At 64.5% G+C, this 14,925-nt stretch carries 16 protein-coding genes; 13 read left to right on the forward strand and 3 right to left on the reverse strand.

Annotated features, from left to right (window positions below; all coding sequences use genetic code 11):
* The 13 genes from AC1DKD_RS28725 to mnmH all read left to right on the forward strand — a co-directional run.
* Positions 1–357: TorF family putative porin (locus tag AC1DKD_RS28725; protein WP_441626944.1), on the forward strand; the 357-nt coding region annotated here is incomplete at its 5' end.
* Between the two features lie 64 nt (positions 358–421).
* Positions 422–760: a P-II family nitrogen regulator gene (locus AC1DKD_RS28730; RefSeq protein ID WP_006159494.1), complete on the forward strand. Its 339-nt coding sequence runs from the start codon at positions 422–424 to the stop codon at positions 758–760.
* Between the two features lie 31 nt (positions 761–791).
* Positions 792–2,324, forward strand: a complete 1,533-nt coding sequence (locus tag AC1DKD_RS28735; protein WP_477143992.1) for an ammonium transporter — start codon at positions 792–794, stop codon at positions 2,322–2,324.
* 28 nt (positions 2,325–2,352) lie between these two features.
* Positions 2,353–2,550: a hypothetical protein gene (locus tag AC1DKD_RS28740; RefSeq protein ID WP_441626946.1), complete on the forward strand. Its 198-nt coding sequence runs from the start codon at positions 2,353–2,355 to the stop codon at positions 2,548–2,550.
* A 292-nt stretch (positions 2,551–2,842) separates the two neighbouring features.
* The gene (gene gshA, locus AC1DKD_RS28745) at positions 2,843–4,138 is read left to right on the forward strand and encodes a glutamate--cysteine ligase (protein WP_035861103.1); all 1,296 of its coding nucleotides are present in this window, start codon (positions 2,843–2,845) and stop codon (positions 4,136–4,138) included.
* 86 nt (positions 4,139–4,224) lie between these two features.
* Positions 4,225–5,178, forward strand: coding sequence for a glutathione synthase (gene gshB / locus AC1DKD_RS28750; protein ID WP_441626948.1), 954 nt, complete (start codon positions 4,225–4,227; stop codon positions 5,176–5,178).
* Between the two features lie 90 nt (positions 5,179–5,268).
* A complete protein-coding gene (locus tag AC1DKD_RS28755; RefSeq protein WP_035860999.1) occupies positions 5,269–5,724 on the forward strand; it encodes a PTS sugar transporter subunit IIA in 456 nt (151 codons plus the stop codon).
* Positions 5,693–5,962 (forward strand): HPr family phosphocarrier protein, encoded by a 270-nt coding sequence (locus AC1DKD_RS28760; RefSeq protein ID WP_035861002.1) that lies wholly within the window; start codon positions 5,693–5,695, stop codon positions 5,960–5,962. The genes AC1DKD_RS28755 and AC1DKD_RS28760 overlap by 32 nt, the downstream gene beginning before the upstream one ends.
* 137 nt (positions 5,963–6,099) lie before the next feature.
* Positions 6,100–7,875, forward strand: a complete 1,776-nt coding sequence (ptsP, locus tag AC1DKD_RS28765) for a phosphoenolpyruvate--protein phosphotransferase (RefSeq protein ID WP_441626950.1) — start codon at positions 6,100–6,102, stop codon at positions 7,873–7,875.
* 244 nt (positions 7,876–8,119) lie between these two features.
* A complete protein-coding gene (locus tag AC1DKD_RS28770) occupies positions 8,120–8,416 on the forward strand; it encodes a (2Fe-2S)-binding protein (protein WP_045241377.1) in 297 nt (98 codons plus the stop codon).
* A gap of 111 nt (positions 8,417–8,527) precedes the next feature.
* The gene (gene bfr, locus AC1DKD_RS28775; RefSeq protein ID WP_035861007.1) at positions 8,528–9,007 is read left to right on the forward strand and encodes a bacterioferritin; all 480 of its coding nucleotides are present in this window, start codon (positions 8,528–8,530) and stop codon (positions 9,005–9,007) included.
* A 275-nt stretch (positions 9,008–9,282) separates the two neighbouring features.
* Positions 9,283–10,350 carry a selenide, water dikinase SelD gene (selD, locus tag AC1DKD_RS28780; protein WP_441626953.1) on the forward strand — a complete coding sequence of 356 codons (1,068 nt, stop codon included), beginning with the start codon at positions 9,283–9,285 and terminating at the stop codon, positions 10,348–10,350.
* Positions 10,350–11,462: a tRNA 2-selenouridine(34) synthase MnmH gene (gene mnmH, locus AC1DKD_RS28785; protein WP_477143993.1), complete on the forward strand. Its 1,113-nt coding sequence runs from the start codon at positions 10,350–10,352 to the stop codon at positions 11,460–11,462. The genes selD and mnmH overlap by 1 nt, the downstream gene beginning before the upstream one ends.
* Positions 11,463–11,469: 7 nt before the next feature.
* Here the strand turns inward: mnmH and AC1DKD_RS28790 are convergent, their stop codons facing one another.
* The 3 genes from AC1DKD_RS28790 to gpmA all read right to left on the reverse strand — a co-directional run bounded on the left by AC1DKD_RS28790 (position 11,470) and on the right by gpmA (position 14,799).
* A complete protein-coding gene (locus tag AC1DKD_RS28790; protein WP_441626957.1) occupies positions 11,470–12,243 on the reverse strand; it encodes a HesA/MoeB/ThiF family protein in 774 nt (257 codons plus the stop codon).
* A 51-nt stretch (positions 12,244–12,294) separates the two neighbouring features.
* A complete protein-coding gene (locus AC1DKD_RS28795; protein ID WP_441626959.1) occupies positions 12,295–13,887 on the reverse strand; it encodes a S41 family peptidase in 1,593 nt (530 codons plus the stop codon).
* Positions 13,888–14,052: 165 nt separating this feature from the next.
* Positions 14,053–14,799, reverse strand: a complete 747-nt coding sequence (gene gpmA, locus AC1DKD_RS28800; RefSeq protein WP_477102594.1) for a 2,3-diphosphoglycerate-dependent phosphoglycerate mutase — start codon at positions 14,797–14,799, stop codon at positions 14,053–14,055.
* Between the last annotated feature and the right edge of the window lie 126 nt (positions 14,800–14,925).

Below are 14,925 nucleotides of genomic sequence, written 5' to 3' on the forward strand. Positions count from 1 at the left end.
GAAGTGTATGTCGGCGCCGGCTACGGTCCTGTGTTCTTCAAGTATTCGCAGGCGCTGACCAACCTGTTCGGATTCGCCGACAGCAAGTACAGCTACTACGCCGACCTGTCGGCCAATGTGCCGCTGAATTTCTGGGACCTGACGCTGAACGCCCACGTGGGCTACCAGAACGTGAAACACGTGAACAGCGCCTCGTACACGGACTGGAAGCTGGGGCTGACCAAGGACCTGGGCAAGGGCTTCGCACTGGCGATCGCCTATATCGATACCAATGCCCACAACTCGGTCTACACCAATACGTCTGGCCGCTATGTCGGCAAGGCTACCGCCTGGGCTTCGATCACCAAGACTTTCTAAACACGCATCAGGTTGAGCGGGCGCCGGACGCACGCCGGGCCGTCCCGCTCAGAGGAGAAATCGGATGAAACTGATCATCGCCGTCATCAAGCCGTTCAAGCTCGACGAGGTGCGCGAAGCGCTCTCGGATGTGGGCGTGTCCGGCATCACCGTGACTGAAGTCAAGGGCTTCGGTCGCCAGAAGGGTCACACCGAACTGTACCGGGGCGCGGAGTACATCGTGGACTTCCTGCCCAAGGTGAAGATCGAAGTGGCCGTCCCGGACGATGTGGTCGACCGGGCCATCGAGGCGATCGAGAAATCGGCGCGGACCGGCAAGATTGGCGACGGCAAGATCTTTGTCGCGCCSATCGARCARGTCATYCGCATYCGYACCGGCGAGACCGGCGGCGACGCGCTGTGACGCACAGCCCAACGACAAGAGGTTAATCACAATGAAATCCTGGTTCAAGCGCATCCTGACAACCGGCGCCGTGGCGCTGGCCCTGGGCACGGCCGGCATCGGCCTGTCCACCCACGCCGTGGCACAGGACAAGCCCGCGCCCGAAGCCTCCGCGCCGGCCGCTGCCACCGCCGTACCTGCAGCTGCCCCTGCTCCCGCGGCAGCGGCGGCTGCGCCTGCAGAGGCTGCCGCCCCCGCCGCGGCGCCTGCACCGGTGCCCAACAAGGGCGATACCGCGTGGCTGCTGGTYTSCACGGCSTTCGTSATCCTGATGACGCTGCYSGGCCTGGCMCTGTTCTACGGYGGCCTGGTCCGCTCSAAGAACATGCTSTCGGTGCTGATGCAGTGCCTGGTGATCTTCTCGCTGGTGTCGCTGCTGTGGGCCATCTACGGCTACAGCTTCGCCTTCACCGAGGGCAACGCCTTCTTTGGCGGCACCGACCGGCTCTTCATGAAGGGGCTCAACGTCGATGCCGTGGCTGCCACCTTCAGCAAGGGCGTGGTGGTGCCGGAACTGGCTTACTTCGCATTCCAGTGCGCTTTCGCGGCCATTACCTGCGGCCTGATCATCGGCGCCTTTGCCGAACGCGCCAAGTTCTCGGCCGTGCTGGTGTTCGTGGTGCTGTGGTTCACCTTCTCGTACATCCCGATGGCCCATATGGTCTGGTTCTGGCCCGGTCCTGACCTGTACACCGACGCGGCAGCAGGTACCGCAGCCACCGCCAAGGCTGGCTGGCTGTTCCAGAAGGGCGCGCTCGACTTCGCCGGCGGCACGGTGGTRCACATSAACGCAGCCGTCGCTGGCCTGGTGGGTGCCTTCATGTTCGGCAAGCGCATCGGATTCGGCCGTGAGGCCCTGCGTCCGCACAGCCTGACCTTCACCATGGTCGGCGCCTCGCTGCTGTGGTTCGGATGGTTCGGTTTCAACGCCGGTTCGGCGCTGGAAGCCAACGGTTCGGCTGCGCTGGCCTTTGTCAACACGCTGCTGGCGACCTGCGCCGCAGTGCTGTCCTGGACCTTCGGCGAATGGATCAGCAAGGGCAAGCCCTCGATGCTGGGCGGCGCTTCGGGCGCGGTGGCAGGCCTGGTGGCCATCACCCCGGCGGCCGGCTTCGTGGGCCCGATGGGCTCCATCGTGATCGGTATCGCCGCTGGCCTGCTGTGCCTGTGGGGCGTGACCGGCCTGAAGAAGCTGCTGGGCATGGACGACTCCCTGGATGTCTTTGGCGTGCACGGCGTGGGCGGCATCCTGGGTGCGTTGCTGACCGGCGTGTTTGCCTCGCCGAGCCTGGGCGGCACGGGGATTTACGACTACGTGACCAATAAGGTGGCGGACGACTATTCGATCATGGGCCAGTTGTGGATCCAGTTCGAAGGCGTGCTTACCACCATCGTGTGGTCGGGCGTGGTGGCCTTCGTGGCCTTCAAGCTGGTGGATATGCTGATCGGCCTGCGGGTGCCGGAAGAAGAAGAGCGCGAGGGCCTGGATATCACCTCGCACGGCGAGACCGCGTATGAAGCCTGATCGCAATGGTGTTGTGCTGGAGAGCTGATTGGGAATCTTCTCTCAGGAGTTTCGCCCGGCCTTGTGCCGGGCTTTTTTCGGTCAGGCGGCACGCTTCGTGGCGGAATCGGGGCGCATCCCGCCGTCATTGGCCGGGATGGCGGCGCTGTTCTTCGCAAAGTGCTTAAATCCGATCTTAAAAAGCTTCAATTGTTTTCAGGGGGTAGCGCACATACAGTGCGAGTGAGGCAGTTTCCTCCACCTGCAGAACGCTCCCCGTATCTGTCAGGCCATTTGAAAGCGCGGCTCCGGTCGCGCTTTTTTTTTCCTGCCCGCGGCCCTCGCCGGCAGGTCGCCCGGAAGTGTCTCCGATTGCTCCTGCGCCCACCCCCCCCTTTTATTCCTGAGCCGCACCCCCATATCCGTATCCCTTATCCCTTATGCTGTCGCTCGCATATGCTTATTCAGGCGGCGCCAGCAGCCAATTGGCCGTTCCTCTACAATCTGGGCGAACGATAAAGACGATCACTAGGATGTATATGGTCCCGCATCTCATCACCGCGCTGAACGGTCCGCTGCTCGAGCTGGAAAAAAAGATCCTGGATGCGACGCCGTCCATCGAGCGCTGGTTCAGGCTGGAATGGCAGGAACATACGCCTCCGTTCTATTGTTCGGTCGACCTGCGCAATGCCGGCTTCAAGCTGGCCCCGGTCGATACCAACCTGTTCCCCGGCGGCTTCAACAACCTGGCGCCCGAAATGTTGCCCTTGGCCGTCCAGGCGGCCATGGCGGCAATCGAGAAGATCTGCCCGGACGCCAAGAACCTGCTGCTGATCCCCGAGCGCCACACCCGTAACATGTTCTACCTGCAGAACGTGGCGCGGCTGTCGCTGATCATGCGCCAGGCCGGTCTTAATGTCCGCCTGGGCTCGCTGTCCGAAGACATCACCGAACCGACCCCGATCGAGTTGCCCGACGGCCAGACGCTGGTGGTGGAGCCGTTGGCCCGCCTGGGCGCGCGCGGTCGCCGCCTGGGGCTGAAGGACTTCGATCCCTGCTCGATCCTGCTCAACAACGATCTCTCCGCCGGCATTCCGCCGATCCTGGAGAACATCAACGAGCAATACCTGCTGCCGCCGCTGCACGCGGGCTGGTCGACGCGCCGCAAGTCGAGCCATTTCGCCGCCTACGACGAGGTTGCCAAGAAGTTTGCCAAGCTGATCGACGTCGATCCGTGGATGGTCAACCCGTACTTCGCCAAGTGCTCGGGCATCGATTTCCACGAGCGCGTGGGTGAAGAGGCACTGGCCGACTCGGTCGAAGGCGTGCTCAAGAAGATCGCCAAGAAGTACCGCGAGTACGGCATCAAGGAAACACCCTATGTGGTGGTCAAGGCCGACGCGGGCACCTACGGCATGGGCATCATGACCATCAAGGATCCTTCCGAAATCAAGGGGCTGAACCGCAAGGAACGCAACAAGATGAGCGTCGTCAAGGAAGGCCTTGAGGTCAACGACGTCATCATCCAGGAAGGGGTGCACACCTTCGAGAAGGTCAACGAGGCGGTGGCCGAGCCGGTGGTGTACATGATCGACCGCTATGTGGTCGGCGGCTTCTACCGCGTCCATACAGGCCGCGGCAACGACGAGAACCTGAATGCGCCGGGCATGCATTTCGTGCCACTGGCCTTCGCGCCCAATGGCATTCCCGACAGCCATGCCAAGCCTGGCGCAGCGGTGCCGAACCGTTTCTACATGTACGGCGTGGTGGCGAGGCTGGCCTTGCTGGCGGCGTCGCTGGAACTCGAGAAGACGGACCCGAATCCGATTCTCTGACATGTCTGAAATGGCGCTGCCCCGCTGGCGGCGCCTTGACGCGCCGCGCAAACCACGCGGCAACCCTGCGACCGGGACGAGCCATCATGCGTATTCTGTTTATTACCGATCCGCTGCACACCTTCAAGACCTACAAGGATTCGACGTACGCCATGATGGTCGAGGCGGTCGAGCGCGGGCACGAGCTGTTTTCTTGCCTGCAGTCGCAGCTGTCGCTGTCGGCCGACCAGGTGGAGGCGGTTGTGCATCCGCTGCAACTCACAGGCGATCCGCATGACTGGTACCGCACCGGCGAGGCCAGCCTGCAGCTGCTGACGGGCTTCGATGCCGTGCTGATGCGCAAGGACCCGCCGTTCGACATGGAATACGTCACCAGCACCTGGCTGCTGGAACTGGCGGAGTCGCAGGGCGCCAATGTGTTCAACAAGCCGCAGGCGGTTCGCGACCATTCCGAGAAGCTGGCGATTGCCCAGTATCCCGAATTCATCACGCCGACGCTGGTCACGCGGGATGCCGACCGTATCCGCGCTTTCCATGCGGAGCATCGCGATGTCATTCTCAAGCCGCTCGACGGCATGGGCGGGATGGGAATCTTCCGGGTCGGCCCGGACGGCATGAACCTTGGCGCCATCATCGAGACCCTGGGCGAGGACGGCGCGCGCACCCTGATGGTGCAGCGCTATATCCCCGCCATCAAGGACGGCGACAAGCGCATCCTGCTGATCGGCGGCGTGCCCGTGCCATATTCGCTGGCGCGCATTCCCAAGGATGGCGAAGTGCGCGGCAACCTGGCCGCGGGTGGTACCGGCCGCGCCCAGGAGCTTTCCGCGCGCGACCGCGAAATCGCCGAGTCGCTGGCGCCGGGCCTGTGGGAGCGCGGTTTGCTGCTGGTCGGGCTGGATGTGATCGGCGATTACCTCACCGAAGTCAATGTGACGAGTCCGACCTGTTTTCAGGAAATCACCCAGCAGACCGGCTTCCAGGTTGCCGCCATGTTTATCGATGCGCTGGAGCAAGCCGTGCAGGCCCGTGGCCGCTGAGCTGTTGGCGCCGCGCCAAACCGGGGCGCCGAGCTGAATCTCCGGCCAGCGTGCCTGCTACAATCGCGTCAATCCAACGGATTCACCACCATGGCAGGCATCCTGATCATCGCGCACGCCCCGCTGGCTTCGGCATTGCGCGAGTGCGCCGCCCACGTCTACTGCGGCCAGCCGCAACGGCTTGAAGCCATCGACGTCATGCCCGACGCCGAGCCTGCGGCCGTGCTGGCCGAAGCCCGGCGGCGCCTGGCCGAGGTCAGCGAAGACAATGGCGCGCTGGTGTTGACCGATATCTTTGGTGCCACGCCGGCCAATATCGCGGCCCGCCTCGCCGAGCCGGGCCGCGTCAAGGTGCTCGCCGGCGTCAATCTTCCCATGCTGGTGCGTGCCATTTGCTACCGTACCGAGAAACTCGACCAGCTTGCCCTCAAGGCGCTGGCGGGAGGCTCGCAGGGTGTGCTGCAGGTAGGCTCCACCACCGTCCAGAACCAGATCGCAAATCATCCCGACAAATATGCTGCAGAGGGACACCAACATCATCAATAAGCTCGGGCTGCATGCACGGGCTTCCGCCAAGCTGACGCAACTGGCGGGTAACTTCGTCAGTCAGGTCAAGATGTCGCGCAACGGTCGGCAAGTCGACGCCAAGAGCATCATGGGCGTSATGATGCTGGCCGCCGGCATCGGCTCCACCGTGACCATCGAGACCGACGGACCCGATGAGCAAGAGGCGATGGACGCGTTGCTGGCGCTCATCGCCAACCGCTTCGGCGAAGGAGAGTAGGAAGCCGATTCGGGATGAAAGCGGCGGCACGGAACGCCGCGGCGCGCCTGGCCAGGGCCGCTTCGTTTCATCCTGGCACCGCTTCCAAGGTTGCTGGCCCTGGCCAGACTTTTTAAACGTTCCTGACGGAGCGGTACATGCCATTTGCCCTGCACGGCATCCCGGTCTCGCGCGGCGTCGCCATCGGGCGCGCGCATTTGCTGGCGCCTGCTGCGCTTGATGTCTCCCATTACCTGGTCGACGAAGATCGGCTTGAGGCCGAGGTGGAACGCCTGCGCGCGGCACGCGCGGCGGTGCGGGCCGAACTGGTCACGCTAAAGCGCGATCTCCCGCGCGAAGCCCCGGAAGAGCTGGGCGCCTTCCTTGATGTGCATGCGATGATCCTCGACGACGAGGCGCTTGCGCGCGAGCCCGAGGCACTGATCCGCAACCGGCGCTATAACGCCGAATGGGCGCTGACCACGCGGCTCGAAGAACTGATGCGGCAGTTCGACGAAATCGAGGACGAATACCTGCGCGAACGCAAGGCGGATATCCGCCAGGTGGTCGAGCGCATTCTCAAGGTGCTGGCCGGCGCGGCCGTGCTGGCGCCGGCCCCGGTGCCGCCTTCGTCCCTGGCGCCCGATGGCGAGCCGGCACCCGGCGTGATCGTGGTGGCCCACGACATCTCGCCGGCCGACATGCTGCAGTTTCGCCATACCGTGTTCCACGGCTTCGTGACCGATCTCGGCGGGCGCACCTCCCATACCGCCATCGTCGCGCGCAGCCTCGACATCCCTGCCGCGGTGGGCGTGCAAAGCGCCAGCGAACTCATCCGCCAGGACGACTGGGTCATCATCGATGGCGATGCCGGCCTGGTCATCGTCGATCCGTCGGCCATCATCCTCGAGGAATACCGGCACAGGCAGAGCGAGCGGGCACTGGAGAAAAAGCGCCTGCAACGCCTGCGCCATACGCCTGCCGTGACGCTGGACGGGCTTGAGATCGACCTGCTGGCCAATATCGAGATGTCCGAAGACGCGACCGCGGCGCTGACCGCCGGCGCGGTCGGCGTGGGCCTGTTCCGCTCGGAATTCCTGTTTATGAACCGACGCGGGGAGCTGCCCGACGAGGAAGAGCAGTTCCAGGCATATCGCGGCGCGGTGGACGCCATGCACGGGCTGCCGGTCACCATCCGCACCATCGATATCGGCGCCGACAAGCCGCTGGATGGCCGGGAGGGGCGCGATGGGCGCGGCGACGATTTCGAAACCGCGCTCAACCCCGCGCTCGGCTTGCGCGCGATCCGCTGGTCGCTGTCCGAGCCGGCCATGTTCCTGACCCAGTTGCGTGCATTGCTGCGGGCCTCGGCCTTCGGGCCGGTGCGGCTGCTGATCCCGATGCTGGCCCACGCGCGCGAGATAGACCAGACTCTGGACCTGATCGCACAGGCCAAGCGCCAGCTTGACGTCCGTGGCCAGGCTTTCGACCCGTTTATCAGGGTCGGAGCGATGATCGAGATCCCGGCCGCCGTGCTGATGCTGCCGCTGTTCCTGCGGCGCATGGATTTCCTCTCCATCGGCACCAACGACCTGATCCAGTACACGCTTGCCATCGACCGCGCCGATAACGCCGTGGCCCATCTCTACGACCCGCTGCATCCGGCGGTGCTGCAACTGATCGCGCGCACCATCCGCGAGGCCAACCACGCCGGCGTGCCGGTGGCGGTGTGCGGCGAAATGGCCGGAGATCCCGCCATGACCCGGCTACTGCTGGGCATGGGGCTGCGCGAATTCTCGATGCATCCTTCGCAGTTGCTGCGGGTCAAGCAGGAAGTCCTGCATGCCGACTGCGAACGGCTGGAACGGCTGGTCGAGCAGGTGCTGAGCGCCTACGAGCCGGAGGAACTGGCCTGCGCGCTGAAGCAGCTCTGATTGCGACTGACAACCCTGTACAGACTAAGGTTTTTCGGGAAATGCAACACTCTCAGTGAGCATTATAAGGCACTTTAATGCGGCTTGTGACGTTGTCTCAATCCACAATTTCCTGCGTAAGTGCCGTGTGGTTGGCATGTACATTTTGTGGCTTAATGGGAATTGTTATCATTTTCGATCTCTGATATTCTGACGTACATCGCGGGTGACATGCCGGTGTCACCCCTCTCTCAAGGAGGGATTTGTGTACGTTTGCATCTGCAATCAGGTTACTGACCGAGAAATCCATGGGGCCGCGCATCTTGGCGTGGCCACGCTCGACGAGCTGGCTGAAACGCTGGGCGTGGGCACCTGCTGTGGCCGTTGCCGCGAATGCGCGCAACAGGTCCTTTGCGAAGGCGTCGCCGCGGTCCGCAATGTCAAGGTCGCCACCATCCAGGTCGTGGACATTTCCTCCTGTTCGCCTTCGGGTCCACGTGCCATAATGGACACTCGGGACCCGGCAGTCGCGAACGATCAGCGTACCGAGCTGGTTGCTTGAACTCGCCCGTAACTATCAGGTTACGGCGCGGTTTCGGTCGTTCAGACTGCATGCGGCGCGTCTTGCGCCGCTTCGCGTTTTTGCGGGGGCCCGTTGCTACAGGAGCCTCCTATGAAAGGTGACAAGAAGGTCATCCAACATCTGAACGCGCAGCTGAAGAACGAGCTGACCGCGATCAACCAATACTTCCTGCATGCTCGCATGTACCGCCACTGGGGCCTCAAGAAGCTCGGCGACGTGGAGTACAAAGAATCCATCGGCGAGATGAAGCACGCCGATCGCCTGATCGACCGCATCCTCATGCTCGATGGGCTGCCCAACCTGCAAGACCTCAACAAGCTGCTGCTGGGCGAAGACACCCCGGAAATGCTCAAGTGCGACCTGAAGCTCGAGCAAGGCGCGCATGCCACCGTCAAGGAAGGCATTACTTACTGCGAATCGGTGGGCGACTACGTTAGCCGCGAGATCCTGGTCGACATCCTGACCGACACCGAAGAGCATATCGAGTACCTCGAAACGCAGCTCGACCTGATCGACAAGGTTGGTCTGCCGAACTATCTGCAGTCGCAGATGGAGCCGGGCGAGCAGTAATCCGCCCAGCAGTCGGCCGCGGGTTCGCAAGAACGCAGTGGCCGCGCTCGCGCGGCGCCGTTCGGTGCTGCCGCCTCTCCCCGCATCCGGGTAGTAACTCTTCTCATTCGGATTCCCATTCCTTGYCAGTCGCTTCGCAGCCATCGCCGTTGCCGTGCCGGCGCCAGCTTGCCCGCGATCCGCGCGTGCAGCGGCGAGAGGCGCCAGATAGCATATAGGGTGCAGATGAGCGAGCGCACGCATTCGCAAACGCCACGAAACAGGAGCCGAGGATCATGGCAGAACCCATTCGCCTGACGCAGTACAGCCATGGTGCCGGCTGCGGCTGCAAGATATCGCCACAGGTGCTCGATGTGATCCTGGCCGGCAGCGGCAATCAGCATCTCGACCCGCGCCTGTGGGTCGGCAATGCCTCCCGCGACGACGCGGCCGTCTACGCGCTGGACGGGCTGGATCACGGCCGCGGCGTGGTTTCCACCACCGATTTCTTCATGCCGATCGTCGATGATCCCTTCGACTTCGGACGCATCGCCGCCACCAATGCCATCAGCGACATTTATGCGATGGGGGGCGATCCGTTGCTGGCCATCGCCATCCTCGGCTGGCCGGTGAAGTTGCTGCCACCCGAGGTGGCGCGCGAGGTGGTGGCCGGTGGTCGGCGCGCCTGCGAGGATGCCGGCATCCCGCTTGCCGGCGGGCATTCCATCGATGCCCCGGAGCCCATCTTCGGGTTGGCGGTGACGGGTGTGGTCGACCGCGCGCACCTGAAGCGCAACGATACCGCCACCGCCGGGTGCCGCCTTTACCTGACCAAGCCGCTGGGCATCGGCGTGTTGACCACGGCCGAGAAGCAGGGCCGGCTGCGCGCGCAGGATGCGCACCTGGCGCGTGACTGGATGTGCGTGCTCAACCGCCCCGGCAGCCGTTTTGGCAAGCTGGCCGGCGTGCGGGCCATGACGGACGTGACCGGCTTTGGTCTGCTCGGGCACCTGGTTGAAATGGCCGATGGCAGCCGCCTTACCGCTCGCCTCGACTACTCGGCGGTGCCGCTGCTGCCGGAGGTATTGCGCTATGTGGACGCCGGTTGCGTGCCTGGCGGTACGCAGCGCAACTTCGATAGCTATGGCGCGCGGATTGGCGCCGGCATAGGCAACCTGGGCGGCGCGCTGAGCGAGGTGCAGCGCGCCGTGCTGTGCGATCCGCAAACCAGCGGCGGTCTGCTGGTGGCGGTCGAGCCTGCCGGCGAAGCCGAATTCCACGCTGCCTGTGCCGAGTCCGGCCTGGCATTGGCACCGGTTGGTGAGATGGTGGTGCAGGGCCAGTACGCCGTCGAGGTGATCTGATGCGCGACGATGCGTGCGATTTCCGCCGGCTTTTCCTGTCCGGTGCCGCTTTGCTCGATGTACGCGCGCCGGTGGAATTCGCGCGCGGTGCGTTCCCTGGCGCGGTGAACCTGCCGCTGATGGACGACGACGAGCGCCACCAGGTGGGCTTGTGCTATCAGGAGCAGGGGCAGCAGGCCGCGATCGCGCTGGGCCACCGCCTTGTGAGCGGCGACGTCCGCGCCGCGCGCACCGCCGCCTGGGCGGCGTTTGCGCGGGCGCATCCGGAGGGCTATCTGTATTGCTTCCGGGGAGGCATGCGTTCGCAGATCGTGCAGCAGTGGCTGCGCGACGATGCCGGCATTGCCTATCCGCGCGTGACGGGCGGCTACAAGGCGATGCGCGCTTACCTGATCGACGTCATCGATGCCGCCGCCGCCGAGTGCGGCCTGCTGATACTGGGCGGACTGACTGGCAGCGGCAAGACCGAGCTGATCGCCGACCTGATGGCTAGCCAGGATGCGGCCATCGACCTGGAGGGCGAGGCCCGCCATCGCGGTTCCAGTTTCGGCCGGCGCGCGGTCGCGCAGCCCACGCAAATCGATTTCGAGAGCGATCTGGCGGTCGCGCTGTTGCGCCACCGCGCGAGCGGGCGTGCTGCCCTGGTGGTCGAGGACGAAGGGCGCTTCATCGGCGCCCGGAACCTGCCGCAGTCCTTCTACCTCGCCATGCAGGCGGCGCCGCTGGTCTGGCTCGAGGAGCCTTTCGAGGCGCGCGTGGATCGTGTGCTGGAGGACTACGTGCTTGGCCTGTCGCAGGAATTCATCGAGGCGCTTGGCGAGGAGGCGGGATTCGCCGCTTATGCCGCACGCCTGCGGGATGCGATGGCGGCAATATCCAGGCGGCTCGGCGGAGCCCTCTACGAGCGGCTCTCCGACTTGCTGGGGCAGGCGCTGGAGCGCCAGGCCGAGTCGGGCCAGACCGAGCTGCACCGGGGATGGATCGGGGTTTTGCTGCGGCAATACTACGATCCCATGTATGCCTACCAGCGCGAGCGGCGCGAGGCCAGGATCGTATTCCGCGGCGAGCGCACCGCCGCGCTCGCCTTCCTGCGCGAGCGTAYGCGCGCATGACTGGCGCTTAGTGGCCGGCGTCCCCGTGGGCCTCGCCGCCGCCGCAGACTTCGCAATCCGGCACGCGCCCAAGGCGCATGGTGGTCCATTCCATGCCGAGCGCATCGACCATCAGCAGCCGGCCGGCCAGGGTGGTGCCGATCCCCATCAGCAGCTTGAGCGCCTCTGCCGCTTGCACGGTGCCGACCATGCCCACCAGCGGCGCGAATACGCCCATGGTGGCGCAGGCCACTTCCTGCGCCGGCTGTGAGGGCGGGAACAGGCAGGCATAGCAGGGTGCGCCCGGCTGGCGGCGGTCGAACACGCTGATCTGCCCGTCGAAGCGCAGCGCAGCGCCGGACACCAGCGGCACGTTGTGCCGCACGCAGGCGCGGTTGACCGCCTGGCGCGTGTCGAAGTTGTCGCAGCAATCGAGCACCACATCGGCCCCGGCCACCAGTTGCGCCAGTTCGGCGGCGCCCACGCGAGCCTGCACCAGGCGGACGTCGATGCCGGGGTTGATGCGCAGCATGCCTTCACGCGCAGACTCCACCTTGGGTCGGCCGACATTGGCGGTGGTATGGATGACCTGGCGCTGCAGGTTGGTCAGGTCGACCACGTCGTCATCGACCACGGTAATGGTGCCAACGCCGGCGGAGGCCAGGTAGGGCAGGGCTGCGGCGCCCAGGCCGCCGGCGCCAATCACCAGCGCGTGGCTGGCCAGCAGCCGGCTCTGTCCCTCGATGCCGAGTTCGTCGAGCAGGATATGCCGCGAATAGCGCAGCAGTTGATCGTCGTTCATGGCGTGCAATGCAAAAGCGGCCCCGCGGGGCCGCTGTCGTCCATCAGGTTTTCAGGGAGCCTTGCCGGTCGGCGTGCCCAGCGGCGTTCCAATCGGTGCGCTCGCCGGCGGGGCGCTGGCTGGTGTCTTGCCGCCAGCTTTGGCCGGGGTGGTGCCAGACTTCGCGGAGGCCGGCTTGGCCGGCTTGTCCGACACGGCCACGGCTTCGAGCTTGGACTTCGAGCGCTTGACCGGCTGGCCTTCGAGCTGTGCGATCGCCTGCTGCAGCATGAAGTCCTCGGCCGAACCGAATTCGATCGGCTTCTTCTTGCGTTCCTTGTCGCGCTCTTCCGGCGACTTCTTGGCGTTGTCTTCCTCCAGCCGGCGCAACTCCTCGACGCGGCGCTGCTCGCGCTCGTTCATCTCGGGCTCCTCCGACTCCTGCTTGTTATGCAGGTGGCGCTCGGTGTCGATTTCGCGCGTGATCAGCGCGTCGTCAGGATCGCCTTCCGGGTTCTGGTCGACCGGGATGTCCGGGCGGATGCCCTTGGCCTGGATCGATTTGCCCGTCGGCGTGTAGTAGTACGCGATGGTCAGCTTGATGCCGGTGTCGTTGGTGAGCGGACGCACGGTCTGCACCGAGCCCTTGCCAAAGGTGGTCTTGCCCATGATCAGCGCACGCTTGTGGTCCTGCAGCGCACCGGCGACGATTTCGGAGGCTGATGCCGAGTAGGCGTTGGTCAGCACCACCATCGGGATCTTCTTGTACAGCGCCGGCAGGCTCTTGAGCGGATCGTCTTCGAGGGACGACAGCCGGTAGTTGTTGAACGTGGTCTTGTAGACGCGCTTGGCGTCGGGCACCTGGCCGTTGGTCGAGACCACGGTCACGTCATCGGGCAGGAACGCTGCCGCTACCCCGACCGCGCCTTGCAGCACGCCGCCGCCGTTATTGCGCAGGTCCAGGATCACGCCCTTGAGGTTCGGGTTCTTTTGCGCCAGTTCGTCCAGTTTCTTGCCCAGGTCCGCCACGGTGCGCTCCTGGAAGCTGGTCAGCCGCACCCAGGCGAGCTTGTCGTTGTCGATGAGCTTGGCCTTGACCGACTGCACGCGGATCTCGGCGCGCGTGATCGACACCGGGAAGGTGCGTTCCTCGCTCTTGCGATAGATGGTCAGCGTGACCTTGGTGCCCGGTTCGCCGCGCATGCGCTTGACAGCCTGTTCGAGCGGCAGGCCGCGCACGGGTTTGTCGTCGATACGGGTGATCAGGTCGCCGGGCTGGATGCCGGCACGGAAGGCGGGTGTGTCTTCGATCGGGTTGATCACCTTGACCAGCCCTTCTTCCTGGGAGATTTCGATCCCCAGGCCGGCGAAGCGGCCGCGCGTGCCTTCCTGCAGTTCCTTGAAATCCTTCTCGTCCAGATAGGCCGAATGCGGATCCAGGCTGGCGACCATGCCCTTGATGGCTTCAGTCAGCAGCTTCTTGTCATCGACCGGCTCTACGTACTCGCGCTTGATCTGGCCAAAGATGTCCGCCATCAGGCGCAGTTGCTCCAGCGGCAGGGGCCCTGAAGAGTTCTGCGCGGTGGCCGATAGCTGCAGCGTGGCGAGCACGCCGGCAACGAGTCCGGCAGAAACAAGACTTATGTTCTTGAGCGTCTTACGCATGAGGGCTGCCTGAACGTGTGAGGATTGTGCTGTGTCGGAGCCGGCCTGGCGTATCACACCGGCCGGTTTTGTCCGACAGTATAAGAGGGAGCGGCAAAAAAGGCCTGATCCACTGCATGAGGCGGCCGGGCGATGCGCCTGGGCGGCGCCCGCCCGGCCCTTGCCTCAGCGTGCCTTGCCCTGGTTCGCCACGGCGGCCAGGGAGGCGGCGATCGCTTTCTGGTCGCCCAGGTAGTAATGACGCAGCGGGCGCAGGTCGGCGTCCAGCTCGTACACGAGCGGGGTGCCATTGGGGATATTGATGCCAACGATATCGTCATCCGAGACCTGGTCCAGATACTTCACCAGCGCGCGGATGCTGTTGCCATGGGCTGCGATCACCACGCGCTTCCCCGATTTGATGTCGGGCGCAATGGATTCGTTCCATAGCGGCAGCACGCGGGCCACCGTGTCCTTCAGGCATTCGGTCAGCGGGATCTGCTCGTGCGGCACCTGGGCATAGCGCGGATCGTCGTACGCGACGCGCGGATCGTCCGTTTCGAGCGCCGGAGGCGGCGTGTCGTAGCTGCGGCGCCATACCAGCACCTGCTCGTCGCCGAACTTGGCGGCGGTCTCGGCCTTGTTCAGGCCCGACAGCGCGCCGTAGTGGCGTTCGTTCAGGCGCCATTCGTTCCGGACCGGGATCCACATCAGGTCCATTTCGTCCTGCACGTGCCACAGCGTGCGGATAGCGCGCTTCAGCACCGAGGTATAGGCTACGTCGAAGCCCAGGCCGGCTTCCCGCAGCAGCTTGCCTCCCAGCTTGGCCTGGGCCACGCCGGTGTCGGTCAGGTCGACGTCGACCCAGCCAGTGAAGCGGTTTTCGAGATTCCACGTGGATTCGCCGTGGCGGATGAGAACGAGTTTGTACATGCTGCTTCCAAAGCGTGAGAAACCTGTGTGCGCCATGCCACATACCGCCGCAGTTGTGTCAAGTAGGAGACAATGGCGGGTCGCGGGCACGAAACCGTCTATATTATAATGCCGCCGACTCAACCC

Source organism: Cupriavidus sp. 05T313 (genome assembly GCF_056396665.1).